The organism is Mycolicibacterium bacteremicum (assembly GCF_002086115.1).
Taxonomy (GTDB): domain Bacteria; phylum Actinomycetota; class Actinomycetes; order Mycobacteriales; family Mycobacteriaceae; genus Mycobacterium; species Mycobacterium bacteremicum.
The window spans coordinates 240,990-265,285 of record NZ_MVHJ01000004.1; the positions used below are offsets into that span (position 1 = coordinate 240,990).

The following is a 24,296-nucleotide window of genomic DNA, read 5'->3' on the forward strand; positions in this document are numbered from 1 at the left end:
GAAACATGCGCCATGCGCACGATTCCTCACCGAAATCGCAGGAGGAGGGGAGCCGCCGCGCTGGCCGCCGTGCTTGTGGTGGCGATGATCGGCTGCCCGGCGGCCGGTGCCGTCACCCCGCCCGAGGTGGACCCGGCGGTGCCGCCCCCGCCGGGTGCCGCGGGCCCGCTGCAGCCCATGGCGCAGCGCAGCGCCTGCTCGGTCACCGGCGCGATCGCGGGCACCGATCCCGCGGTGGTGAGCCCGAACCAACTGTCGCTCAACCTGAACGAGGCGTGGCGGCACAGCCGTGGCGACGGGCAGACCGTCGCGGTCATCGACACCGGCGTGCAGCCCGGACCCCGGCTGCCCAACGTCGAGGCCGGCGGTGACTTCGTCGCCGCGACCGACGGGCTGACCGACTGCGACGGGCACGGCACCATGGTGGCCGGGTTGATCGCCGGCCAACCGGGCGCCGATGGGTTCTCCGGTGTCGCACCGGGTGCCCGGCTGCTGTCCATCCGGCAGACCTCGGCCAAATACTCGCCGAATCAGCCCGGCGAGGACCCGGTGCTCGTCGAGGCCAGCAACGACATCGCGACGCTGGCGCGTGCGGTGGTGCGCGCCGCCGACCTGGGTGCCCAGGTCATCAACATCTCCTCGGTGGCCTGTGTGCCGGCCACCACCACCATCGACCAGAGCGCGCTCGGTGCCGCATTGCGGTACGCGGCGGTCGACAAGGACATCGTCATCGTGGCGGCCGCCGGCAACACCGGCGGTGGCATCGCCGGTGGCAGCGCGTGCGCGGCGAATCCGCCGACCGATCCGAGCCGCCCCGACGATCCACGCAACTGGGCCGGCGTCACGTCGGTGTCGACCCCGTCCTGGTGGCAGCCCTACGTGCTCTCGGTGGGCGCGCTGAATCCGGCCGGCGCCCCGGCACCGTTCTCCATGTCCGGACCGTGGGTGGGCCTGGCCGCACCCGGCGAGAACATCACCTCGGTCAGCAACAGTCCCGACGGCGGACTGGCCAACGGCCAACCGAACGAGAAGGGTGAACTCACCCCGGTGGCCGGGACCAGCTATGCCGCCGCCTACGTGTCGGGCGTGGCGGCGCTGGTACGCAGCCGATTCCCCGAACTCTCGGCCACCCAGGTGGTGCGCAGGCTGAGCGTGACCGCGCGCGGCGCCGACCGGTCGCCGTCCTCGCTGGTCGGTGCCGGCACCATCGACCCGGTCGCCGCGCTGACCTGGGATGTGCCCGGCCCCGGCAGTGCCCCCGAGACGACCAGAGATGTTGCCGCTCCGCCGGATCCGCCCGCGGTGGACCACACCGGCCGCAATATCGCCTATATCGGTGCGGGCCTGCTGGCGCTGGTCGCCGCGGTGACCGCCGTGACCGCCACCCAACGACGGAAGGACACCGCCGCATGACGACCCGACTGGCCCTGGCGCTGCTGTTCATCGTGGCCGCTGCGCTGGCCTACCCGTACCAGGACACCACCCGGCAGTGGGTGCTCGGCGTCTCGATCGCCGTGGTGATTGCGCTGTTCGCCTGGTGGCGCGGTGAATTCGCGACCACCAAGTTGGCCCGTCGGTGGGCCATCTGGCGTGGCAACCACGGCGGCACGCGGCGATCATCGTCCGGTGACACCGCCACCGTCGTGCTGGCCGTCGAGGACCCATTGGACGACGAACTGCCGGTGGCGCTGATCGCCGGGTACGCCGACCGGTACGGGTTGCGGTTGGACAAGGTGCGTATCACCAGCCGCGAGACGACCGGCCAGAGCAGCCACTGGATCAGCCTGACCCTGGACGCTGCGCAGAATCTGCCTGCGCTGCAGGCACGTTCGGCGTCGATCCCGGTGCAGGAGACCGCCGAGACCGTCGGCCGCCGGCTCGCCGACCACCTTCGGGAGGGTGGCTGGACGGTGATGGCCGTGCAGCAGGCGCCGCGACCGGTGTCCGAAACGGCCAAGGAGACCTGGCGGGCGTTGGCCGACGAGTCCGGTCATCTGACCGCGTACCGCATTCCCGTCGATGCCCTGCCCGCGACGCTGGCCGCGGTGCGGGCACACCCCTGCGAGGAGCGTTGGACGGCAGTCGAATTCGGCTGCGATACGGTCACCGCGGTGGCGGCACTGCGCACAGCCGAGCGGCCGGCGGGCGCGCCCCCGGTCGCCGGGCTGGCCACGCTCGGCGGGCGCCAGCGCTCGACACTGGATGCACTGGATCCGTTCTCGGCGCACCGGTTGCCCGGCCATCAACCCGCCGGGACGCTCGCTGATCAGGTGCGCTGGCCCTCGGTCGTGTGATGGCGCCCTCAGAACATGAACGGCCGCAGGAACCGCGTCATCCTGCGCAGATAGTCCGGTTGGCTGACGTGCAGCACGTGGTTGCCGGGAAACCAGTGGAACGCGCACCGGTCCCAGTGCCGCCACAGCAGTTCGGCCTGTTGCGGCGGTGCCAGCTTGTCACCGAGACCGGCGATGATGAGCCTGCGCTCCGTGGGGATCTGCGGTGCGTAGTTCAGCGGTGAGTGGAACATCGTCGCGGCATCGGAGCGCGCCTTGTCGATATGGGTCAACCGGTTGCCCAGGCGCACCAGCATGTTGGCCGGGAACCAGTCGTCGAAGGCGGCTTCCGGCGTCACCACCGGGACATTCGGGATGACGGCCTGGATGCGGTCGTCGACCGACGCGATCAGTGCCGAGGTATAGCCACCGAGCGACATCCCGGTCAGGGCAATCCGGTCGACGCCGGTGTACTCCAGATAGTCGATGACCGAACGGAAGTCGTGCACGGCCTGGGCCATCGCCTCGGCGAAACCCGGCATGCCATCGGCGAAGTAGCCGTATCCGCTGTAGGGCGAATTGGATTCGGCGCGCATACCGTGGAAGGGCAGCGTGTAGAGCAGCACGTCGTAGCCCGAACGGAAGAACCACGGCAGCGAGAAGAACAACCCGTTGAACAGATACGCCGATCCCATGAAGCCGTGGATCAGGCACAGCGTGGGCCGTGGCCCGTCACCGTGCACCCAGTGCTGGGCGTGCACCACATTGTTGCGGGCGTACCCGGCGCGCTGATCCCGCAGTGCCGGGTTGATCGCCTGGAAGCTGCTGCGGAACCGCAGGTTGTACACGGCGCCGTGGGCGACCGCCGATGCCAGCAGGTTCGCCGGCCGCGAGGAGACCCGGGGCGGCTCGGTCGGTGCGGGGAACGACAGGCGCGCATCGTGTTCGGCGGCCAGGTCGATGTAGAACTGCAAGGCGGCGTCCTCGTCGCGCACCGAGCCGGGCCGCAGGGCGGCGCCGACCAGTTTCGGCAACATGGCGGTGCCGACGATCGAGGCCACCGTGGTCCGCAGGGCCAGATCGGCGACGGCGGAGGCGTCGACGACGAGGCGCTGCTGACGGGTCAGGTCGATGCGGCGGGGTAGTCCGCGCGCGGTCGCGTCCGCGCCCGGGACATCGGGGACGGGGATCGGCGGATCGAGCGGTTGCGCGTCGGTCACGGCGGCCTCTCTCGGGGAGTTCGCAGGCCTGCCGATGGTAGCCCGGCGCGGCGAAACGTGTCAGTCAGTCCCGGATATGTAAACCGAACAGGGCCGCGGCGTTGTCGTGGAACACCCCGCGCAACCAGTCGTCGTCGACGCCCGGCAGGTCGCACACCGCGCGCATCGCCTCGGCGTAGGGGTACGGGATGTTCGGGAAGTCGCTGCCCCACAGGATGCGATGGCCGAGGTCGCGCAGCCGGGGATGGTCGGCGGGTGGGAACGGCATCGTCTGCTCCATGAACTCGGTGAACGCCATGGTGGTGTCGAGGTGTACCCCGTCGTGGGCCGCGGCGATGTCCAGGAAGTCGGTGTACTCCGGCCCGCCCATGTGCGCCACGATGAGCCGCAGGCGTGGATGCCGGGCCAACACCGCCCGGATCGGGCCGGGACCGGTGTGGGCACCCGGGGTGGGCCCGGACCCGCAATGGGTGATGACCGGCGTGCCGGATTCGGCGAGCACGCCCCAGACCTCGTCGAGCAGGACGTCGGTGGGGTCGTATCCGCCGACCTGCACGTGCGCCTTGAACACCCGGGCGCCGTGGTCGATGGCCGAGGTCACGTACCGGACGGCGCCGGGTTCGGGGTAGAAGGTCGCCGTGGACAGGCAGTCCGGGGTGTCGGCGGCGAACTGCGCCGCCCACTGGTTCAACCAGGCCGCCATGTCCGGTTTGTGCGGGTAGATCAGCGAGGTGAACGCCCGCACCCCGAACCCCCGCAGGGTGGCGAGCCGGTCACTCTCGTCGGAGCGATAGGTGATGGGCCAGGGGCGCCCGATCAGCGGACCCGCATCGTCGAAGTACCGCCACACCTTGTCCATCACGTTCTTGGGCATGAAGTGGGTGTGCACGTCGACGATGCCGGGCAGTCCCAGCGCCTCCCAGATCCCGCGCACCTCGGCCGTGTCGTCCATCGGCAGCCATCCTGTCAAAGGCGTCGGGAGGGCAGACTTGCGGTATGTGGAACCCCGATGTCTACCTCACCTTCGCCGATCACCGCGGCCGCCCGTTCTTCGACCTGGTGAACCGCGTTGCAGCCACGGCGCCGCGCCGGGTGGTCGACCTGGGCTGCGGCCCGGGCAACCTGACCGAGACGCTGCACCGGCGCTGGCCGGAGGCGCTGATCCAGGGCTGGGATTCTTCACCGGAGATGGTGGCCGCGGCGACCGAGCGCGGGCTGGATGTGCACCTGGGCGGGATCGCGGACTGGACACCGGAACCCGATACCGATGTGGTGATCTCCAATGCCGCGCTGCAGTGGGTCCCCGAGCACCGCGAGTTACTGGTGCGCTGGTCCGGGCAGTTGGCGCCCGGATCGTGGATCGCCTTCCAGGTGCCCGGCAACTTCCACGCACCGTCGCACGAGGCGGTGCGCACGGTGGCGCGTAGCGCCCCGTTCGCCGATGCGCTGCGCGATATGCCCTTCCGCGATGCCGAGGTGGTGGGCACCCCCACCGACTACGCCGACCTGCTGACCGACGCCGGGTGGACGGTCGACGCCTGGGAGACCACCTATCTGCACGAGTTGCGCGGCGAGACACCGGTTCTGGACTGGATTACCGGCACGGCGCTGACCCAGGTGCGTGAGCGACTCACCGAGGACGACTGGCAGCGCTACCGGGCGGCGATCATCCCGCTGCTGGCCCAGGCCTACCCGGTGCGCCCCGACGGAACGACGTTCTTCCCGTTCCGCCGGGTGTTCGTGGTGGCCCAGCGGCGGTGACTTGTGGAGTCTCAGCCGTACTGGCTACGGCTGAGACTCCGCAAACCACGGTCAGTCGAGCAGGGCGATCACCCTGGCGACCAGGTCGTCGATATCGGCGCCGGTGGTGTCGACCACCAGATCCGGGTTTTCCGGGGCCTCGTAGGGTGCGTCGATCCCGGTGAGCCCCTTCAGTTCGCCCGCTCGGGCGCGGGCGTAGAGCCCCTTGGGGTCACGGCGCTCGCACTCGGCGACCGGAGTGGCCACGTGCACTTCAAGGAACGGCAGCTTCGCCGCATCGTTGAGGGTGCGGGCCAGTTCGCGGTCGGATTTCAACGGGGACACCAGCGACGCCAGCGCCACCACACCGGCGTCGGCGAGCAACCGTGTCAGATGCCCGACCCGGCGGATGTTCTCGGCCCGGTCACCGGCCGAGAAGCCCAGATCGTCGGACAGACCATGACGCAGATTGTCGCCGTCGAGCAGATAGGCCACCCGGCCGGATTCGACGAGTGCGCGTTCCACGGCGACGGCCAGTGTCGACTTGCCGGAGGCCGGTAGGCCGGTGAACCAGATGGTGGCCCCGCGCTGGCCGGTCTTGCCCCAGCGGTATTCGCGATCCAGTGAAGACGGGTGCCATTTGATGTCGGACCGGTTGTGGCCGCTCGGCTTGACCTCGCGGGGCTCGAGGATGATGCCCGCGCCGACGGTGTCGTTGGAGACCTCGTCGATCAGGATGAAGGCACCGCTGTCGCGGTTGTCGGCGTACGCGTCGGCCACCACCAGCGAGCTGGTGCGCAGCGTGATCGAGCCGATGTCGTTGAGCGCCAACTCGACCGGGGCATCGACCTCGTCGAGGGTCTCGGGGTCGAGCTTGGTGTGCAGTTCCTGCACGGTGGCCCGGACGGTCCGGGTGCCCTGCTTGAGTGCGAGCCGATCACCCGCGCGCAGCGGCTCGTCGAGGAACCAGCAGACCGTGGCATCGAGTTCGCGGGCCAGCACGGGCAGCGATGCGTTCTCGGCGGCGCTGACGAACACATCGCCGCGACCGACGTCGATATCGTCGGCGAGCTCGATCGAGATCGACAGTGGGGCAACGGCGGTGGTGCGGTCGTCGTCGAGGGTATCCAGCACCGTCACCGTCGATCGGGTGCCGGCGGGCAGGCTCACGACCGGATCACCGACCTTCAGGGTGCCCGCCGACAGCCGGCCGGTGTAGCGGCGGCGTTGCTCGGCGGTGGGGCGCGACACCCACTGCACCGGCAGCCGCAGGCTCGCCGGGTCCGGTTGCGGGGCCGTCAGTTCCACCGCCTCCAGGTATTCCAGCAGGGTGGGTCCGTCGAACCAGGGGGTGTTGTCCGAGCGGTGCACGACGTTATCGCCGAGTTTGGCCGCGATCGGGATGACCGACAGGTCGGCCCCGCCGAGCCGGTCGGCGACCTGCTGCAGTTCGTGCTCCACCTCGCCGAAGCGCTTCTCGTCGAAGTCGACCAGATCGATCTTGTTGACCGCGGCGACGAAGTGCTTGATGCCCAGCAGCTTTGCGATCCGGGCATGCCTGCGGGTCTGCCGCAGCACACCGGCACGCGCGTCGACCAGCAGGATGGCCACGTGCGCATTGGATGCCCCGGTGAACATGTTGCGGGTGTAGCGCTCGTGTCCGGGGGTATCGGCCAGGATGTAGCTGCGGGTTTCGGTCGAGAAGAACCGGTAGGCCACATCGATGGTGATGCCCTGTTCGCGTTCGGCGCGCAAGCCGTCGGACAGGGCGGCTAGGTCGGCCACCCCCTCGGCATCGGTGACGGCCTCCAGGTGATCCAGCGGCAGACTGTCGGTGTCGTGCAGCAGCCGGCCGATCAGCGTGCTCTTCCCGTCGTCGACCGACCCGGCGGTGGTGATGCGCAAAAGCTGCCTGGTGCTCATCAGCTCAGGCCCCTTTGTTCTGCTTCGCTGGCGCTCATCAGCTCAGGCCCCTTTGTTCTGCTTCGCTGGCGCTCATCAGAAGTACCCCTCCCGCTTGCGGTCTTCCATCGCCGCAACGGATGTGCGGTCATCGGCGCGGGTCTCCCCGCGTTCGGACACGGTGGCCGCCGAGATCTCGGCGATGACCCGGTCGATGGTGGTGGCCTGCGACCGCACGGCTCCGGTGATGGTCAGGTCACCGACGGTGCGGTAGCGCACCCACTCCACCGCGGCCGACTCCCCGGCGGCGGGCCGGGCGTACTCCGAGACCGCCAGCAGGATGCCGTCGCGCTCGAACACCTCGCGTTCGTGGGCGAAGTAGATCGACGGCAGCTCAAGGTTTTCCAGCTGGATATAGCGCCAGATGTCGATCTCGGTCCAGTTCGACAGCGGAAAGACACGCACCTGTTCGCCCTTGCGGATCCGCCCGTTGTAGAGCGACCACGGTTCGGGACGCTGCGCCCGCGGGTCCCACTGCCCGAACTCGTCGCGGAAGCTCAGGATGCGTTCCTTGGCGCGGGCCCGCTCCTCGTCGCGGCGCGCACCGCCGAACGCGGCGTCGAACCCGCCGGCCTCCAGCGCGTCGAGCAGGGTGCGGGTCTGCTGCCGGTTGCGCGAGGCACCGGGACCCGGATCGGCAACCCGGCCACTGTCGATGGTTTCCTGCACCGATCCGATGATCAGCTTGTGCCCGACACCCGTGGTGCGCCGGTCGCGGAACTCGATGACCTCGTCGAAGTTGTGCCCGGTGTCCACGTGCAGCACCGGGAACGGCAGCGGCAGCGGGCGAAAGGCCTTCTCCGCCAACCGCAACAGCACAATCGAGTCTTTGCCCGCGGAGAACAGCAGCACCGGGCGCTGCAGCTCGGCGACCACCTCGCGGATGATGTGCACGGCCTCGGCTTCCAGCAGCCTGAGCTCGTCGACGTGCTCGATGTCGGTCATCTCGGCTCCCCACGCAGGCGCATCTGAGAATTCATGTCGGCAGCCCTTCCCGGTGTGCGTCAACGCGATATCGGTCCACCCAGTCGTCGGAGCGCTGGTCGGCCTGTCGTTCCAGGACGGGCTCCGGTGCCAGCCGGGGATCGAGCCCCAGCCGCTCCAGGATGTCGGCGACGACGGTGGTGAGGTTGCGCCACAGGTAGGGATAGGACACGTCGAGCGGCTCGACGCCCTCTTCGGCGAACCAGTTCCGCCAGCCCTCCTCCTGTGCGCGCAGCATCGTGATCACGTGCGCGATGGCGCCGGCGTGGTACTCGGCGCGGGCATCGCGCACCGGGTCCGGGCGGCCGCGCCACACCCGGGTCTGCACCGCCCGCCAGAAGGACACGGCCTGCGACACGACATCCGGGCGGTACACGTGCACCAGCACGGGGTCACTGCCCACCACATCGCGGATCGCCGACAGCAGACCCTCCCCGGAGCGGTCCGGCAGCCCGGCGGCACGGTCGAGCAGCAACGGGGTCTGGTTCCACATCAGTTTGCCGCCCCAGATCCCATTGGGGGTGCGGCCGACCGTCTGGATGTAGTCACGCCAGATCGCCGGCGGCGCCAGGTCGGGCTTGCCCTCGTCGAGTGGGTCGAGCAGGCGCAGGATCGATTCGTCCTCGACGCCGGCGAACCACTGACGCGGCTGCGGTGACTGGCTGGTGGTGGGCAGGTACTGGAAGAACTCCTGCGGCTCGCCGGCCACGCCCGTCGCCCGCAGCGACTCCACCAACAAGGTGCTTCCGCTGCGTTGGGATGCGAGGACGAGATACGCCTTCGGGTGGGCCATGGGCGAGACTCTAACGGCTATTGTTTTGGCCCGCAGACAGGGTTTTCACGTCATCGTGAGTTTAACTATTGCGGCGATTTCGGCTGGTCTTCGATTCCGCGTTCGGCGGCTTTGGCGGACCTGCTCAGGGCGGGCCATTCCAAAATGGTCCGGTACGTCTGGGTGTAGCGTTCCGAAATTCTGGTGCCCGCGAATTCCGACGGGATCACATCGTTGGTCTTGAGCCGCCAGTCGTTGAGCAGCAGCGCGAGTTCGCGCGCCACACCCTCCATTTCCGCAGTGAGCGGGGCATCGAACAGATTTTTCGCCTCGCCGGGGTCGACCCGCAGATCATAGAGTTCGCGTTCGGGCCGGGGGCTGCGCACATGTGGCCCGACCGCCGCCCCGGGTGCGCTGTCGGCGATATCCCAGGGCAGATCCAAAAGCGGTCGCGCGGCGTAATTCTCGATATAGGAGAATTCCTTGGTCCGAATTGCGCGAATCGGATCGAAAGAATCGTGATAGGTCTTTGTCGAATACACCTCGGTGCGCGCCGATTCGGTGTCGCCGACAAGCGCCCGGGCATGCGAGATGCCGTCCACCTCCGCCGGGACATCCACGCCCAGCAGATCGAGCAGAGTAGGCACCAGGTCGACGCCGCTGAACAGTTCGTCATACACCCGCGGCGGTACACCGGACCCGGTCGGCGGCCGGACGATCATTGCGATGCCGGTCCCCGCCTCGTACAGCGTGGACTTCGCGCGCGGCAACGCCGGACCGTGATCGGTCATGAACACCACCCAGGTGCTGCGGTCCAGGCCGGTGTCGGCCAGCGTGTCGAGCAGTTCGCCGACCGCGGCGTCGGCGACGGTGATGGAGCCATAGAAGTCCGCCAGGTCCTGTCGCACGGCGGGGGTGTCGGGCAGATACCCCGGCAGATCGACGGCGGCGGGATCGGCCGGTTCGTACCTATCGTGCGGGTAGGGCCGGTGGGTCTCGAAGAAGCCGGCCGTCAGCAGGAAGGGTTCGGCCGGTGGCCGCCGCAGCCACGCGGTGGCCTGTTCGACGACGTATTCGCAGTAGGAGTTGGACACGTCGAACTCGTCGAAACCGAGCCGCGACGGATACGACGTCTCGTGCTGCATGCCGAACAGGGCGGTGTGCCAACCGGAACCGGACAGGATGGCAGGCAACGTCTGAACGCCGGCGCGGTACTCCCAGCCGTGGTGGGCCAGACCGACCAGTCCGTTGGTCTGCGGATAGCGCCCGGTGAACAACGAACCCCGCGACGGTGAGCACAGCGGGGCGGTGGCGTGCGCGCGGGTGAGCAGGATGGCGTCGGCGGCGAACCGGTCCAGACGCGGGCTGTGCACATCGGGGTGGCCGTACACCCCGAGGTAGCGGCCCAGGTCATGCCAGTGCACGATCAACACGTTCTCGCGTCGCGCCTCGGTCACGCGCGCCACCTCCTGTTCGTCCGTTCGCAATATTCCACAGTGCCCGCCCCCCGTGCAGAGTGGTTTACCCGCAGCCCGATCGCCGTACTGTCGGTTACGTGCCGAATGTGCTAGTGCCGCCGCTATTTCCAGGCGAACACCGGCTGTTCGAGTTCGTCGACCGCGTCGGCGCGGCCCTCCAGGCCGAGCCAGCGCAACTGCAGCAGCACCGCACCGGTCGGGGCGTGGATCAGGTCACCGCCCAACGGGATCTGTACCACGGGCCGGGGGCTCTCCGGGATGGTGATGAACCGCGGTGAATCCGGACGTTGCAGCTGGTGCAGGCCGACCCGGTAGACCGCCACCACCTCATCGGGGGAGGGATCGAGCTCGAGTCGACCGCCACCCCACAACACCACCGGGGTGATGACATAGCCGGACCGGGTCGGATAGTCGTCGAGCAGTCCGAGCACCGCGTCGCCGCCGAGTTCGACACCGACCTCCTCGTGCAGTTCGCGCAGCGCCGCGTCGATGACCGTTTCGCCCGGATCGAGCCGGCCGCCCGGCAGCGCCCACTGCGCGGCGTGCGAGTTCAGTCGCGATGCCCTGCGGCACAGCAGGAACGACGCCCCGCCCGACACATCCACCATCCGGCCGTCGAGGTCCTCCGGCATCGGCCGGCCGGCGATCCAGGCCTCGACGGGCGCCGGGTCGACGCGGTCCTCACCCACATGGGAGTCGACCAGGGTGACGGCGACGGCGGCGTGCCGCTTGGACGGATCGGTGACGGTGCGGCGATGATGGGCGGCCAGATTGTCGCGGATCCGGTCACGCAGGGTCGCGTCGTACGGGACGGTCATGGGCCGACCCTACGGGTGATAGGGCACCCCGACCGCCCGGAAGACGAACTCGGGGGGTACGTCATAGGCCAGCGACCGCCGGGGTAGGCGTGCCAGCAGGTCGTCCGAAAGCGGCTCCTTGTAGTGCAGCGACAGGGTTCCCGAGCAGCGCGGGTCCACCTTGGCGATATCGACGTCGAGCACCAGGCCCGCCGACGAGATGTCCGCGGTCACGGTGCCGGATTGCGGTGCATCCCAGCGCTGGTCGATGGTGCGTCCGGCCAGCTTGGGCACGGTGGACATGGTGGCCAGCACCCGTCGATGGGTGATCACCAGCGAACCGGTGAAACTGGCGACACTGCCCGCGGCGCGTTTGCCGGGCACTTGACCGGAGAACCGCCGGGTGACCGCCACGTATTCGGCCAGATGGATGATGCCCTCGGCCTCCACCTCGGCGCGCAGTTCGTCGGGCAGTTTGCCGATCCGCAGCAACTTGCGCAGGAACACAGCCATGAGGCGCACCCTACGCCTCCGGCGAAGCCCCGGTCATCGTCGCTAGGCTCGGTGAGATGCACCGACCGTTGCACCTGGCCGCATCCGCAACGGCCGCCGCGGTGTTCCTGATCGCGCTGGCCGGGGTGCTGCTGAACTGGTCGTGGATGTCGGCAGCGGACTGGGCGGTGCTCGACCCGCTGTATGACATCGGAGCCGCGCACCCGGGTTGGGTGGACGGCTGGAACCTGCTGTGCAATGTCCTGCACCCGGCGGTGTTCCGGGTGCTCGCACTGATCTGGATCGGCTACGCGCTGCTGCGTGGTCAGTACCACGTCGCGCTGTTTCTGACCCTCACCATCGAAGCGTCGGCGCTGGTGGTGCTGCTGGCCAAGGTGTTGGTGGACCGGCCCCGCCCGGCCACCGCCCTGGTGGACGAGATGTCGTCGTCGTTTCCGTCCGGCCACGCGTTGGGGGCCGCCGTCGCGGCGACCGCCCTGCTCATCGCCGGGTGGGATCGGCTGGGGCGTTGGCGCACAACGGCTGTGGTGATCGCGGTGCTGTGCGTGCTCGCGGTGGGCATCGGCCGGGTGGTGCTCAATGTGCACCACCCCTCCGACGTGCTGGCCGGCTGGGCGCTCGGTTACCTGTGGGTGATGGCCTGCCTGCCGGTACTCAGGCGCGCCGGGGTAGCGGACGAAACACTGGCAGCGAGCGATAGCGGTTCTTGAACGTCGCCTCCTGGCAGATGATCTCCACCTCCCCGTCGTGGGCGATCCGGGTGGGCCCGTCGACCGCGGTGAAGCTGAACTCCGGCACCCGCAGTTCGTGGTAGAGCGGGCTGTGCACCAGCCGGCCGGTTGCCAGCGCCGCCAGGATGCGCGGGGTGGCGAACCTGCCGCCGGTCTCCAGGATGCGGACATCGATCAGCCCGTCGTCCATCCGCACCCGGCGCGCGGGGGCGAACCCCGACGGTGAGTACAGCGAATTGCCGAGGAAGAACAGTGAGGTCTGCACGGTCTTGTCGTCGTAGCGGATGCGCACGGTAGCGTCCGAGCGCAGCGTGCGGTACAGCGCGTACACACCGGCCAGCGGCTTACCCATCCGCTTTTCCAGCTTCTCGCGGATCCGGACGAACTTCGGGTACGCGCCGATGCTGGCGGTGTTGACCACCGTGTCGGCGTCGTTGAAGGCGATGGTGTCGACGTAGGCGGCCGACCCGTTGCGCAGCGCGTGCACCGTCGCGGCGACGGTGTCACATCCGATGTCCTTGGCGAAATGGTTGAAGGTGCCGCCGGGGAACACCGCGAGCGGGACGCCGGCCTGCAACGCGATACCGGCGGCACACGACACGGTGCCATCACCGCCGCCGACGGCGAGCACCTCGGCGCGCTGTGCCGCCTCCCGCAGCTTCTCGGCGATGTCCTCGTCGTCACCGACCTCGACGATCTCGGCCTTGGGCAGCGCCTGACGGACCTCGTCGAGGATGCGGGCGCCGGTGCCGCTACCGGAGTTCGGATTCACCACCAGGATGACTCCCGCACCCTCCGGGCGCGGTTCGGTCTGATAGCGGTGCGGTTCGCCGGAGGTGATCGGCGGCTCCACCACCGTGGGCACCACGGCGGTGCCGACCAGGGCGATCGCCGTCCCGATCCCGCAGCCGGCCAGCACATCGCCGGGGTAGTGCGCACCGGTGGCGACCCGGGACAGCCCGACCAGTCCGGCCAGCACACCCAGACCCACACCCAACGAGCGATTCTCCAGTCCGACCCCGACGGCGAAGGCCGCCGCGCTGGCCGAATGCCCCGACGGCAACGAGTTCGACGTCGGCATCCGCCGCGAGCGGCGGATCAACGGCACCCCGGTGTGGTTCGGCCGGGGCCGCTTCCAGATCCGCTTGGCGCCCTGATTGGTCAGCAGGCTGGTGACGGCCAGCGTCAGCACCCCGCGCGCCGCGCCGCGCCGCATGGACGGCGAGCCGGTCGCGGTCAGCGCGGCGGCGATGGCGAACCACAGTTTGGAATGATCGGCGGCCGACGTCAGCCGCGGCATCACGGTGTCCAGCAGGGGACTGTCGGACTCGGCGACGGCGTCGAATATGCGGCGGTCCAGCGTTCCCAGTCCCATGACCTCCAACCTAGCCAACCCGATCGTGTCCGAAACTTGACTTGACCCACAGTCCGGGCGCTGCCGACGATGGAGCGATGCGCCGACTGCTGGTCCTGCTGGGTGCGCTCTGGCTGGCGCTGGGCACCGCCGCTGCGGTGCCGGGACCGGCGCACGCGGCCGAGACGCCCTGGTTCGTGAATTCGGTCGGCGCCGCAACCCAGGTCATTTCGGTTGTCGGCGTAGGGTCTTCGACGGCGAAGATGGATGTCTGGGAACGTACGACGGCGGGCTGGCAGCCGGTCGGCGTCGGCATCCCGGCGCAGATCGGTTCGGCCGGGATGGCCCAGGACATCCACGAGGGCTCGATGAAGACGCCGATGGGCATCTTCACTCTCGACTATGCATTCGGTACCGAGCCCAATCCCGGCGGCGGCTTACCGCACGTGCAGGTCGGTCCCGACCACTGGTGGGACGGTGACGTGGACAGCCCCACCTACAACACCATGCAGGTCTGCAAGCGCGAGGAGTGCCCGTTCGGGATCGGCGGCACCGGGACCGAGAATCTGCAGATCCCGCAGTACGCACATGCGGTGGTGATGGGGGTCAACAAGGCGCGGGTGCCCGGAGCGGGCAGCGCCTTCTTCCTGCACAGCACCGACGGCGGCCCGACCGCGGGCTGCATCGCGATCGATGACGCGATGCTGGTGAAGATCATCCGGTGGTTACGGCCGGGCGCGGTGATCGCGGTGTCGAAGTGACCCCGCCATCGGCGTGATCAGATGTTCAGTGCGCGACCGGGTTTGAGATTGAAGTTCAAGCCCTCCAGCGACATCGTCGCATCGTAGGTGCGGTCGTAGGAGGTCGCGCTGATCTTCCAGCCGTCCGTTGTGCGCCGGTAGCTGTCGTGATAGAAGGCGGCGCCGATGAGCATGAAGTTGAAGTCCGGCGCGATGACCCGATCCTGTAGGTACCAGGTGGCCGAGGCCTCATCGGGCCCGTCGATGGTGATCTCGGGGTGGTCGACGCGGTGTTCGGTGATGATCGACGGACCCAGCGAGGTCCGCATGAAGTCCACCAGCGCATCGCGGTCGGTGAAATGCAGTTCGTTGCCCAGCGACGGTCCGTAGTCACCCTTGACGTCCTCGGCCAGCGTCTGGGCGAAGTCATCCCAGTGCTTGGTGTCCAGGGCGCGCAGGTATCGGTACTTGACCTGCTTGATTTCTGCGATATCGCTCGCGGTGTCTGCCATGCCAAGCATCACAACACAGCCGCGCGCCGGTGTCCCGAAGTCCGGTCATCCCCGTGGTGTCCGTTCGGCCGATGGCCGTCGTGGCGATTAGGGTGGGCCCGATGAGCGACCCGTTGGGGTTGTCGATCGGCACGACCAATCTGGTCGCGGCCCGGGTCGGCGATCAACCTGTGACACGGCGCGCGGTGCTGACCTTGCCCACCGACGGCGCGCCGGAGGTCGGCGTCCCGTCCGGGCGCTCCGGTCAGGTGCTCACCGGATTCGTTGAGCGCGTAGGCGATCCGGTGCCCCTGGTGGCCGCCGACGGATCGTCCTATCTGGCCGACGACCTGCTGGTCGAGGCGCTGGAGGCATTGGTGGGTCCGGCCGGGTCGACGCAGACGGTGATCGCGGTGCCCGCGCACTGGACCGCGGCCACCATGCGCACGCTGCGGGCCGCGTTGCGGGCGAACCCGGTGCTCTCCCCGGGCGGAACGGCGCCCCGGCTGGTCTCCGACGCCGTCACCTCGCTGACCGCGCTGAACACCAATCCGGGGCTGAACGCGAGCCGGGCGGTACTGCTGCTCGACCTCGGTGGCGGCGGGACCAGCATCACGCTGGCCGATGCGGATGCCGGCTTCGAACCGCTGGACGAAACGGTGCGGGTGGCCGATTTCTCCGGCGACCTCATCGATCAGGCGCTGCTGGGGCATGTGCTCGCCGGGGTGAACGACGCCGACCCGGCCGCGACCGCCGCGGTCGGCCGGCTCGGGGTGCTGCGCGAGCAATGCCGCCAGGCCAAGGAGCGGTTGTCGGCGACGACGGCGACCGAGGTGGCCGTCGATCTACCCGGGACGCGCTCGGTGGTGCGGGTGACCCGCGCCGAGCTGGAGGCCCTGCTGGCCGAACCGTTCGCCCTGGTCCTCACCGAGCTGGACAACCTGCTACAGCGCAACCGCATCGGTTGGGCCGATGTGTCGGTGATCGCGACCGTCGGCGGTGGCGCGAGCATCCCGATGGTCACCCAGAAGCTCTCCGAACACACTCGCACCCCGGTGGTGAACACCCCGCAGCCCGCGCTGGACGCGGCGCTCGGCGCGGCGTTGCGCGCGGCCTACGGCACCGACACCGGCACGCAGACCGGAATGGCGCCGGCGGTCGGCGGGGACGCCCCGACCAGCCTGGCCCCGGCCTCGGCGATCAGCCACGACCCGTCCGGATCGTCGACGTTCCGGGCGCTGGCCTGGTCGCAGGATGACGACGGCGGCGCCGAACCGGTGCCTTATACGGGCCCCGAGGAGTACCCGAGCCCCAACCCGTACCTGGCCGATGACACCACCCGCGTTGTCTCACAACAGGTTCCGTCAGCGTACGACGACGAGCAGCGTGGCTTGCCGCGGGTGCCGATGGCGGTGTTCGCCGCGGTCGGCCTCATCTCGCTGGTCGCCCTCGGCGGGGTCGCGATCGCGTTGACCGGAACCTCGGAAAGTCCGGCACCCACACCGTCGACCGCGCCGGTGACCGGGGTGCTGACTCCGGCTCCGGCCGAGCCGCCGGCGCCTGCCGAACCGCCGCCCGGCGTCGTCACCGTCACCCAGGCGCCCCCGCCGCCGCCCGAACCCGTCGCCCCGCGCCCCGAACCGGTCGCGCCGGTGGTTCCCACGACGTCCACCACCACGACGACGCAGCCGACCACGACGACGACCACCACGACGACCACCACGACGACCACGACCACCACCACGACCACGACCCCGTCGACCACCACCACGACGGTCACGACCACGACGCCCCCGACGACGACCACCACGGTCCCGCCGGTCACGACGACGCCGGCGGTGACCACCACGCAACCCGCGATGACCACCACCTATCTCGAGATCCCTTTGCTGCCGCCGATACCGATCCAGGTGCCCAATCAGGCCGTCCCGGGCAGCCCCTGACCACTGGAAAGCGCCCTACCAGCGGGGATGAATTTCGCGAAGAGTTGAGCCGCCGCGACACGCCGGGTTATAGTCCCGGAGTCAAAGTCACGAATATGTAACGGGAAGCAAACGCCACGGTCTCGGTGGTTGCTGAACCAGTTTCGTAAGGTGCGGTGAATGGCGCGACATGCAACGCCGAGCGGCCCACGTCGGCCGACGGTGGCCCTTGCCGCGATCGTGGCGCCGGCCGCCATCCTGTTCTCCGTGGGCTCCGAGGTCCGCCCGCCGACGCCCGAGCGCCCGGTGCCGGTGGCCGCGCCGGCCGCCGATCCGATCGCGCCCGGCGTCGAGGTCGTCGCTGCTCCGTCGGCGTTCGCGTTCAATCCCGCGGCCGTGGTGCCGGTCGCATCGGCCGCTCAGGCGCTGCCCACGGCACAGCTGGTGTCCGCCTCGCGCTGGCGGCCCGACAATCGGCCGCTGCTGCTGCCGCCCGGGGTGGCCCCGGAGCACGGCCTGCAGGTCAAGACCATCCTCGCCGCGCGCGCCATCAGCGCGGTCTTCCCGGAGATCCGCAGCATCGGCGGTGTCCGACCGGATGCGCTGCGCTGGCACCCCAACGGTCTGGCCCTCGACGTGATGATCCCCAACCCGGGGAGCGCCCAGGGCATCGCGCTGGGCAACCAGATCGTCGCCTACGTGATGAAGAACGCCGCCCGCTTCGGCATGCAGGACGCCATCTGGCGCGGCACCTACTACACACCCACCGGGGCATCCGGGTCCGGTGGCTACGGCCACTACGACCACGTGCACGTCACCACCACCGGTGGCGGTTACCCGACCGGTGACGAGGTCTACTACCGCTAGCTGCGCGCCGACGGTGCACTCAGACCGAGCTGTCGGCGGTTTCTTCGATCTGTGTGCACCCTCGGGGCGCGCAGCTACTCCCCGGACTGCTTCTGGCCGGACTGGCTGCTCCGGCTGTCCGCACCGGAGTCCCGCGCGTCGGACCGCGCCGGTGCACCACCGCCGGTGAGCTTCTGCACCGTCCGGCCCACGTTGTCGCGGAAGTCCTTGAAACCCTGCCGGATTCCGGCAGCAGGATCCTTCTTGGCAGGCTTGGTCACGGCCTCGGGGTCCGCCGCACTCTCGGTGGACGTCATCTCGGCCGCCTTCTCCTCGGCAGTCTCGGACTCGGTGGTCTTTTCTTCGACAACCTCGGTCTCGACCGCCTTCTCCTCGGCGATCTCGTCCTCGACGACCTCGTCGTCGGCGACATCAGCCTCGACGACCTCGTCGTCGGCGACGTCAGCCTCGACGACCTCGGGTTCGTCGACGACCTCGGGGGCCGGGACGGCGGCGGGGGCGGCGTGAAGATCCTGGGCCTGCTCGCCGGTGTCGGTGACCAGGCTGACCACCGTCGCACTGGCGTCCGGGACGGTGCTGTCCGCGATGTCGTTCGGGGTCTTGATATCGCGCACCGCAGGTGGCTGACCCCAGGGCGTGAGCAGACCGGGCGCCGGGATGTACTCACCCTCGCGACCCGGCAGGATCGGCCCGAGGTCCCCGTAGCCGCCGAACAGCAGACCGTCGATGACGTGGAAGGGCGCCCGCACGATGGCCTCGATGAACGGCTCGATGCGCAGCGTGGTCATCGAGTAGAAGATCTCGGAGTGCGCGACACCGGCGCCACCGATCGCGCTCAGCAAGGGACCGACGAGTCGGACGAAGGCGTATTCGACGAGCTCGGGAATCTGACGGATCTGCTCACCGAGTACAGGGAAGTTGCGGGCGACGGCCTCGGCGACCGCATCGTTGAGCGGTCCGATGACCAGGGGCGTGATGGGGGCCAGGAAGATGTCGCTGACCAGCGCGTAGTTCCAGTGCAGCAGATCTGCATCAGGCCACTGCTCGTGCACCGTCCACCACAGCTCGGGGATCTTGCGGGTCAGCGCGTCATAGCTCTGACCCAGTGCGGCCTGGGCGCCGGCGGCCACGAGCTGCAGATCCTGAACAAGGCCGGCCGGCACCACCTCGGCGCTGAGCACTCGCGGTGCTTCGAGGACGGCGGTGGCCTCGGGTGAAACCGTGATCGGAGTCAACGCGATGGCACCGGCACCGGCGAGGGCCACGCCGGTGGAGAGGGTCTGCCGAAACACCTTGTTGGCCATGCTGTTGCCGACTCCTGAGCTGGGCGGGTACGGGACGCGGCACACGGTAGTCCAGGATCCGTCCCTGGTGGGGGCTCCCTTCTGGTCGCTGAGAGCGCCCTCAGCGACGCGGGGGTTGGCCGGGTTCTGCACGAAACCCGTCGCGGCTGGATATGGTTCGCCTGTGCCTGAATTTGATCGACGTAGTGCGATTCTGATGCTCGGACTCGGTGCGGCCGCCGCCGCACTGCCCGGCCCGACCGCCCATGCCGAGCCGGTGCCCGGTGATCTGGCCCCTGGACCGGGTGCCCCGGTGCCCGAGGCGGCGTCACCGCCGATCCTGTGGCAGGACGAGTTCAATGGTCCGGCGGGTTCGCCTCCGGACCCGGCGTCGTGGTTCATCGTCCCGCAGCGCGAGACCATCCGGAACCCGGTCGAATGGGACAAGCCGTTCAACATGGGCCGTTATGTCACCGATCAGGAACACGTCTTCCAGGATGGCAACGGCAACCTGGTGATCCGCGCGACCGAAGGTCCCGGCGCCAACATCCAGGAGAAGTTCGCCAGTGCCAAGATCATCGGCAACTGGCGTGGCGGGGTGGGGACGACGTGGGAGGCCCGGGTCAAGCTGAACTGTCTCACCAACGGTGCGTGGCCCGCGTTCTGGTTGATCAACGACAACCCGGTGCGCGGCGGTGAGGTCGATCTGTTCGAGTGGTACGGCAATCAGGACTGGCCGTCGGGCACCACCGTGCACGCCCGCCTCGACGGCACCCAGTTCCAGACGTTCAAGCATCCGGTCGACTCGGACTGGCACACCTGGCGGATGACCTGGAAGCCCGAAGGCATGTACTTCTGGCGCGACTACCAGCCCGGGATGGAACCGTTCTGGACGGTGCGCGCGAACTCCCTGCCGGAGTGGCCGTTCAACGACCCCGGCTTCACGATGGCACCGGTGTTCAACATCGCGATCGGCGGATCCGGCGGTCGCGAGCCCGCCGGCGGCAGCTACCCGGCGGAGATGCTGGTCGACTGGATCCGGGTCTTCTAGGGTCGATCAGTTCGGTCCGGCGGACCGCGGACCCGTCGTCTCCGCGGTCCGTGCGCTCCGCGCTGCCGGGGTGGTGGAGTCCGCAGCCGCTGCCTCTGCAGTGTCGGTGTCGGGCTCGGTGACCGCTTCGTCCCCATCGGCCACCTCCTCGTCGATTGCGTTCTCGTCGGTTTCGGGTCGACTCTCGTCCTCGACGGTCTCGTCTTCGATGGATTCCGCTTCGGCGGCGTCGGGTTCGATCTCGGTCAGTTCGTCCGTGACGTTCTCGGGTTCGACGGTCTCCGGCGGCACCACCTCGGCTTCGCCGACGCCGGGCGTGGGCGCCTCGGGGTCGACGGATTCGGTCGCACCATCGGTGTCGCTGTGTTGGGTATCGGGCTCGACCGTCTGGTCCGAGACGTCGACGGACAGCAGCTGAGTTTCGTTGCGCAGGAACGCTGTCGAGGTCGGGCCGGTCTCGGAGGCGGGCGGTTCCGGGTCGTCGATGCCGAGGCAACTCTTCACCTTGTCGACCACCCAGGTGACGGTGTTGCCGATGGCCTCGGCGATACCGTGCACGACCCTGGAGGTCAGGTCGACGATCCCGTCGATCACATTGACGGTGACCTGGGCGATGGTCTTCACCACCCACACGGTGGCGTCGATGAACGCCTCGGCCACCGTCAGTCCGATGTCGACGATGCCGGTGATGATCCGTCCGGTGGTGTCGACGATCCAGTTCACCGCGTTCCTGATCGCCTCGAGGATGGGATAGCTGGGATCGAGGCTGTCGAGGAAATCGCGGATGACCTTGACGGCCGGCTTCTCGGCCCAGTCGGTGTACCAGATGCCGAAATTGTCCTGATCGCTGGGACTTCCGCTGTTCAGATCCCGGGTCGAGTAAATGAAGATCGGCCCGGTGCCGGCCTCGCGCTGCCAGCTCTTCAGGAAGTCCTCCAAGAACTGCGCCTGTTTGTCGGGCGAGTTGTAGAGCCATGGCGCGGACGGGTTGCGCGGCGTTGTCGGCAAGCCGTATTCGCTGGCCCATACCTTCAACGCACCGTCGCCGTATTGCTCCATCAGGGCGCGGATGTCGCGCAGTTGCAGGATGGGTGAATCCGATTGCGTCGCACCCTCGGAGAAGGGGATGTCGTAGTGATACGGGTGGAACGAGAACGCATCGAAGAATCCGTGCGCGCCGGCGTCGTACATCCCCTGTAGGAAATCGACGGGATTCATGGTGAAGCCGTTGCCCAGCGTACGCCCGGATCCCAAAACACCTGCAACAACGGTGATGTCGTCATCGGGATCCAGCGGATCATCATGAGCCTTGATGGCGGTGTAGGCAGCCTTCACCAGTTCGGTGTAACCCGCCGGATCGACCGGGTTCAGGAAGAAGCGACCATTGGGCTCGTTCCACACCTCCAGCGCCGAGATCTTGCCCTCGTATTTCTCGGCCACCGCCCCCGCGAATTTGGCGAACGCATCTGCCCGCGGCATGCCGGACAGCGGCAGGGCGTCGGGATCGGCCTTGGCCCAGTTCGGGGTCTCGTGAAGAACCCCGAGCACGCCCATGCCGCGGCGATGCGCTTCGTTGATGACGTAGTCCGTGGTGCCCCAGAAGTAATTGCCGTTCTCGGTGAACTGGGTGCTGATCCAGGAGATGCCGATGCGGACGTTCTGCACGCCGAGGGCCTGCATCATGTCGAGTTGCTTGTCTATCAGCGCCCGGTCGCTCAGCCGCACCAGGTTGGAGTCGGCCAGCCCGATCGTGGTGGGTGTCTCGTCAATGGTGGCAACCAGATCCACCGGTTGTGACGCGGCGTGCAGCGTGATCGCGGGGCGCAGGTCGGCGCCGGCGCAGATGGTGGCCAATGCCGCCGCCGAGGCGACGGTGACCGTGGTGCGCTGTTGAAGGGTCCGCAGACCTGCCCTGTCCATGACGACTCCCCGATAAGCCGAAAAGTTGGCTGGCGGCGGCTCAGCCAGCTCAGACACTAGCCCTTCAGATACCTGACCAAAACAGCTTTGACATGCATCGGAGCGAGTTTCTCGGGATCAGATCAACGGAACGCGCGGTGGCCGACGGAAGTTTGCGGAATACGATTTGCCGGAGGGGGTGAGATCAACGGATCTACAACGTCTTGATCTTGATTTCCGAATCAAGGAGTTAGCCGAAAAACGAAACCGGCCGGAGCGGGTGTGAACCCTGACCCGGCCGGTTTCGCTGTGATCACTCGGTCGAGCTGCTCCCCGAGTCACTGGAGGTGCTGCCCGAACCGCTGGTGCCGGTGGTCGACGAATCCGTCGAGCTCTCCGAACTCGATTCCGACGTGGCGTCAGCCGAACCAGCGTCGGTGCTGCTGTCCGCCGACCCTTGCGAGCTCTCCGTGGCGGCGGCATCCGCGGTGTCGTCGGTCACCGCCGTGTCCGCGGCATCCGACTCGATCGCGGCGGTGGCGTCCTCCGGCTCGGCCTGGGTGGCCTCGATGACCGCCGCGCGGGAAGAATCGGTGCTTTCCAGCGCGGGATCTGTTGCGCTGGAGGGTACATCGACCTCCACGGTGGTCTCATCGGCGGCAGCCTGCTCGGTGGCGGCGGTCGCTTCGGCCACCACCTGCGCCAGTTCGGCCTCGTCGACCGGGGCGACCTCCTCGGTCGGCGCGGTGGCGGTCCGCAACGCGGTGGTGGGCTCGGTGGTCGCCGAGACCGGCTGCGTCGTGGCGGTGGGAGTGGTCGTCTGGCCCCAGGCCGCCGCCCAGTTGGCCGCGGCTTCGGCCAACGCGGCCTGCCAGTTCGCCACAGCCTCGGCCACCGGATCCACCGGTGCCGTCGGCTCCTCGGTCACCGGATCGGTCGGTACTTCGACGGTCGGCAACTCATCGAGGGTCGGCAGTTCGTCGACCGGGATTCCGCCGTCGGGAACCGGGCCGTTCTCGGCAATCCACGCCTGGACCACCGCGGCGGCCTGCTTGGGCGTGTAATCGTCGCGGAACAGTCCCCAGGTGTCCTCGACCTCGGTTGACGCGGAGTTGCGGTCGACCAGCGAGTAGATGAATTGCGGTCCGACACCGTCCAATTCGGACCAGGTGTCCAGGAAGTCGCCGATGAACTCGGCCTGCTGGGCCTCGGAGACGTAGGAGGTGGGCAGCCCGTATTCGCTGGTCCACACCTCTTTGTCGCCGTCACCGTACTGTTCCATGAGCGCCTGCATGGCCTGCAACTGACCGACGGCGGAGATCTCGTTGCCGAACCCGTCGCCGAACTTCCAGTCGTAGTTGTACGGGTGATAGGACAGCGCGTCGAAGTAGCCCGCCGCACCGCTTTCGTACATCGTCTGCACGAACTCCACGGGGTTGATGTTCACGCCACCCCAGCTGAGTCCGGCGGTGACCACGCCGCCGACGACGGTACCGGTGGGGTCGACCTCCTTGACGGCGGTGTAGCCGGCCTTCAGCAACTCGGTGTAGGCGGCGGGATCGGGGCGGGGGTTCCAGAACACGAAACTCTGTGGCTCGTTCCAGATTTCGTACGCCGAGATGCGCGCGGTCTCCGGATCACCCTCACCGGCGCCGTACCGCTCGGCCAGCGCGCCCATGAAGTTTCCGAAGTCCTCCGGGTTGCGCGGGGCGCCATATGCGGAGTCTTGGACGTCCGACGCCCAGGTCGGGGTGCTGGTGACCGCGCCGAGCACGGCGATGCCGCGCTCGTAGGCGGCATCGACCACCTTGTCCACCTCGGTCCAGTTGTACACGCCGGGTGCGGGTTCGACAGCCCGCCAGGGTACGAAGATCCGGACCTGCGTGACGCCGAGTGACTGCATGGTGTCCAGGGCGACGTCGACTTCCTCCGGGGTCATGAAATAGAGCTCGGACTCGGCGATCCCGACCGCGTTGGGGGAGGTGTCGATGACTGCGGCCAGGGCGACTTGCGCGGACACTTGTCGCGTCGCGTCCGCCGGCGTCGGCGGGGCACCGACCTGCACCGTCGCTCCCACGAGTGTCATCGCAAACAGTGGCGCTGCTACTGAGCAAATTGGTTTTGCTGTTCGCTGCCATGGCCCCCACATAGTGCCTTCCCCAAACCTCCGGAATTCCGGACTAGTAGTTGTGATGCGGTTCGTCCCGCTGACAACTCGA

The 24,296-nt window shown here is 68.4% G+C and carries 21 protein-coding genes; 8 read left to right on the forward strand and 13 right to left on the reverse strand.

Translation table 11 applies throughout. The features are described from left to right. Positions 1-12: 12 nt before the first annotated feature. Both mycP and eccE read left to right on the forward strand, forming a co-directional pair. Positions 13-1,413 (forward strand): type VII secretion-associated serine protease mycosin, encoded by a 1,401-nt coding sequence (gene mycP, locus BST17_RS06915; protein ID WP_083056458.1) that lies wholly within the window; start codon positions 13-15, stop codon positions 1,411-1,413. Then, positions 1,410-2,294, forward strand: a complete 885-nt coding sequence (gene eccE, locus BST17_RS06920; protein WP_083056460.1) for a type VII secretion protein EccE — start codon at positions 1,410-1,412, stop codon at positions 2,292-2,294. Before mycP ends, eccE begins: the two co-directional genes overlap by 4 nt. Positions 2,295-2,302: 8 nt before the next feature. On the opposite strand, the gene BST17_RS06925 is transcribed toward eccE, so the two are convergent. Next, a complete protein-coding gene (locus BST17_RS06925; protein WP_083056462.1) occupies positions 2,303-3,493 on the reverse strand; it encodes an alpha/beta hydrolase family protein in 1,191 nt (396 codons plus the stop codon). Positions 3,494-3,557: 64 nt separating this feature from the next. After that, complete coding sequence (locus tag BST17_RS06930; RefSeq protein ID WP_083056464.1) at positions 3,558-4,445, reverse strand: amidohydrolase family protein; 888 nt, start codon at positions 4,443-4,445, stop codon at positions 3,558-3,560. A 44-nt stretch (positions 4,446-4,489) separates the two neighbouring features. Between BST17_RS06930 and BST17_RS06935 the strand changes: the two genes are divergently transcribed. Beyond that, on the forward strand, positions 4,490-5,254 hold the full coding sequence (locus BST17_RS06935; RefSeq protein WP_083056466.1) for a trans-aconitate 2-methyltransferase: 765 nt from the start codon (positions 4,490-4,492) through the stop codon (positions 5,252-5,254). Between the two features lie 51 nt (positions 5,255-5,305). Here BST17_RS06935 and cysC read toward each other — a convergent pair whose 3' ends face one another. From cysC to BST17_RS06965, 6 genes are all read right to left on the reverse strand, one after another. After that, entirely contained in the window at positions 5,306-7,156 is a 1,851-nt protein-coding gene (gene cysC, locus BST17_RS06940; protein WP_083056468.1) for a sulfate adenylyltransferase subunit CysN, read from the reverse strand. A 75-nt stretch (positions 7,157-7,231) separates the two neighbouring features. After that, on the reverse strand, positions 7,232-8,140 hold the full coding sequence (gene cysD, locus BST17_RS06945) for a sulfate adenylyltransferase subunit CysD (protein WP_083056470.1): 909 nt from the start codon (positions 8,138-8,140) through the stop codon (positions 7,232-7,234). A 31-nt stretch (positions 8,141-8,171) separates the two neighbouring features. Beyond that, on the reverse strand, positions 8,172-8,972 hold the full coding sequence (stf0, locus tag BST17_RS06950) for a trehalose 2-sulfotransferase (RefSeq protein WP_083056472.1): 801 nt from the start codon (positions 8,970-8,972) through the stop codon (positions 8,172-8,174). A gap of 65 nt (positions 8,973-9,037) precedes the next feature. Then, the gene (locus BST17_RS06955; RefSeq protein ID WP_083056611.1) at positions 9,038-10,408 is read right to left on the reverse strand and encodes a sulfatase family protein; all 1,371 of its coding nucleotides are present in this window, start codon (positions 10,406-10,408) and stop codon (positions 9,038-9,040) included. A gap of 122 nt (positions 10,409-10,530) precedes the next feature. Then, on the reverse strand, positions 10,531-11,247 hold the full coding sequence (locus tag BST17_RS06960) for an NUDIX hydrolase (RefSeq protein WP_083056474.1): 717 nt from the start codon (positions 11,245-11,247) through the stop codon (positions 10,531-10,533). Positions 11,248-11,256: 9 nt separating this feature from the next. Next, positions 11,257-11,739: a hypothetical protein gene (locus BST17_RS06965; RefSeq protein ID WP_083056476.1), complete on the reverse strand. Its 483-nt coding sequence runs from the start codon at positions 11,737-11,739 to the stop codon at positions 11,257-11,259. A gap of 56 nt (positions 11,740-11,795) precedes the next feature. Between BST17_RS06965 and BST17_RS06970 the strand changes: the two genes are divergently transcribed. Next, entirely contained in the window at positions 11,796-12,449 is a 654-nt protein-coding gene (locus BST17_RS06970; protein WP_083056478.1) for a phosphatase PAP2 family protein, read from the forward strand. Here the strand turns inward: BST17_RS06970 and BST17_RS06975 are convergent. After that, positions 12,394-13,845 (reverse strand): bifunctional phosphatase PAP2/diacylglycerol kinase family protein, encoded by a 1,452-nt coding sequence (locus BST17_RS06975; RefSeq protein WP_083056480.1) that lies wholly within the window; start codon positions 13,843-13,845, stop codon positions 12,394-12,396. The genes BST17_RS06970 and BST17_RS06975 overlap by 56 nt on opposite strands. 77 nt (positions 13,846-13,922) lie before the next feature. Here BST17_RS06975 and BST17_RS06980 point away from each other — a divergent pair, with 77 nt between their 5' ends. Further along, positions 13,923-14,585 carry a L,D-transpeptidase family protein gene (locus tag BST17_RS06980; RefSeq protein ID WP_083056482.1) on the forward strand — a complete coding sequence of 221 codons (663 nt, stop codon included), beginning with the start codon at positions 13,923-13,925 and terminating at the stop codon, positions 14,583-14,585. Positions 14,586-14,602: 17 nt separating this feature from the next. Here the strand turns inward: BST17_RS06980 and BST17_RS06985 are convergent, their stop codons facing one another. Further along, positions 14,603-15,085: a nuclear transport factor 2 family protein gene (locus BST17_RS06985; protein WP_109750026.1), complete on the reverse strand. Its 483-nt coding sequence runs from the start codon at positions 15,083-15,085 to the stop codon at positions 14,603-14,605. A 92-nt stretch (positions 15,086-15,177) separates the two neighbouring features. Here BST17_RS06985 and BST17_RS06990 point away from each other — a divergent pair, with 92 nt between their 5' ends. Both BST17_RS06990 and BST17_RS06995 read left to right on the forward strand, forming a co-directional pair. Then, positions 15,178-16,998 (forward strand): Hsp70 family protein, encoded by a 1,821-nt coding sequence (locus BST17_RS06990; RefSeq protein ID WP_083056486.1) that lies wholly within the window; start codon positions 15,178-15,180, stop codon positions 16,996-16,998. 159 nt (positions 16,999-17,157) lie between these two features. Beyond that, positions 17,158-17,844, forward strand: coding sequence for a VldE C-terminal domain-containing protein (locus BST17_RS06995; RefSeq protein ID WP_083056488.1), 687 nt, complete (start codon positions 17,158-17,160; stop codon positions 17,842-17,844). Between the two features lie 74 nt (positions 17,845-17,918). On the opposite strand, the gene BST17_RS07000 is transcribed toward BST17_RS06995, so the two are convergent. Then, positions 17,919-19,148 carry a hypothetical protein gene (locus BST17_RS07000; protein ID WP_083056490.1) on the reverse strand — a complete coding sequence of 410 codons (1,230 nt, stop codon included), beginning with the start codon at positions 19,146-19,148 and terminating at the stop codon, positions 17,919-17,921. Between the two features lie 196 nt (positions 19,149-19,344). Here BST17_RS07000 and BST17_RS07005 point away from each other — a divergent pair, with 196 nt between their 5' ends. Beyond that, on the forward strand, positions 19,345-20,178 hold the full coding sequence (locus tag BST17_RS07005) for a glycoside hydrolase family 16 protein (protein WP_083056492.1): 834 nt from the start codon (positions 19,345-19,347) through the stop codon (positions 20,176-20,178). Positions 20,179-20,184: 6 nt separating this feature from the next. Here the strand turns inward: BST17_RS07005 and BST17_RS07010 are convergent, their stop codons facing one another. Then, on the reverse strand, positions 20,185-22,098 hold the full coding sequence (locus BST17_RS07010; protein ID WP_083056494.1) for a cellulase family glycosylhydrolase: 1,914 nt from the start codon (positions 22,096-22,098) through the stop codon (positions 20,185-20,187). A 292-nt stretch (positions 22,099-22,390) separates the two neighbouring features. Then, positions 22,391-24,163, reverse strand: coding sequence for a cellulase family glycosylhydrolase (locus tag BST17_RS07015; protein WP_165762226.1), 1,773 nt, complete (start codon positions 24,161-24,163; stop codon positions 22,391-22,393). Positions 24,164-24,296: the final 133 nt, after the last annotated feature.

Coding starts and splice junctions, on each gene's coding strand:
- mycP (WP_083056458.1), top strand. CDS start 13: ATGCGCACGATTCCTCACCGAAATCGCAGGAGGAGGGGAGCCGCCGCG.
- eccE (WP_083056460.1), top strand. CDS start 1,410: ATGACGACCCGACTGGCCCTGGCGCTGCTGTTCATCGTGGCCGCTGCG.
- BST17_RS06930 (WP_083056464.1), bottom strand. CDS start 4,445: ATGGACGACACGGCCGAGGTGCGCGGGATCTGGGAGGCGCTGGGACTG.
- BST17_RS06935 (WP_083056466.1), top strand. CDS start 4,490: ATGTGGAACCCCGATGTCTACCTCACCTTCGCCGATCACCGCGGCCGC.
- cysC (WP_083056468.1), bottom strand. CDS start 7,156: ATGAGCACCAGGCAGCTTTTGCGCATCACCACCGCCGGGTCGGTCGAC.
- cysD (WP_083056470.1), bottom strand. CDS start 8,140: ATGACCGACATCGAGCACGTCGACGAGCTCAGGCTGCTGGAAGCCGAG.
- stf0 (WP_083056472.1), bottom strand. CDS start 8,972: ATGGCCCACCCGAAGGCGTATCTCGTCCTCGCATCCCAACGCAGCGGA.
- BST17_RS06960 (WP_083056474.1), bottom strand. CDS start 11,247: ATGACCGTCCCGTACGACGCGACCCTGCGTGACCGGATCCGCGACAAT.
- BST17_RS06965 (WP_083056476.1), bottom strand. CDS start 11,739: ATGGCTGTGTTCCTGCGCAAGTTGCTGCGGATCGGCAAACTGCCCGAC.
- BST17_RS06970 (WP_083056478.1), top strand. CDS start 11,796: ATGCACCGACCGTTGCACCTGGCCGCATCCGCAACGGCCGCCGCGGTG.
- BST17_RS06975 (WP_083056480.1), bottom strand. CDS start 13,845: ATGGGACTGGGAACGCTGGACCGCCGCATATTCGACGCCGTCGCCGAG.
- BST17_RS06980 (WP_083056482.1), top strand. CDS start 13,923: ATGCGCCGACTGCTGGTCCTGCTGGGTGCGCTCTGGCTGGCGCTGGGC.
- BST17_RS06985 (WP_109750026.1), bottom strand. CDS start 15,085: ATGCTTGGCATGGCAGACACCGCGAGCGATATCGCAGAAATCAAGCAG.
- BST17_RS06990 (WP_083056486.1), top strand. CDS start 15,178: ATGAGCGACCCGTTGGGGTTGTCGATCGGCACGACCAATCTGGTCGCG.
- BST17_RS06995 (WP_083056488.1), top strand. CDS start 17,158: ATGGCGCGACATGCAACGCCGAGCGGCCCACGTCGGCCGACGGTGGCC.
- BST17_RS07000 (WP_083056490.1), bottom strand. CDS start 19,148: ATGGCCAACAAGGTGTTTCGGCAGACCCTCTCCACCGGCGTGGCCCTC.
- BST17_RS07005 (WP_083056492.1), top strand. CDS start 19,345: ATGCTCGGACTCGGTGCGGCCGCCGCCGCACTGCCCGGCCCGACCGCC.
- BST17_RS07010 (WP_083056494.1), bottom strand. CDS start 22,098: ATGGACAGGGCAGGTCTGCGGACCCTTCAACAGCGCACCACGGTCACC.
- BST17_RS07015 (WP_165762226.1), bottom strand. CDS start 24,163: ATGACACTCGTGGGAGCGACGGTGCAGGTCGGTGCCCCGCCGACGCCG.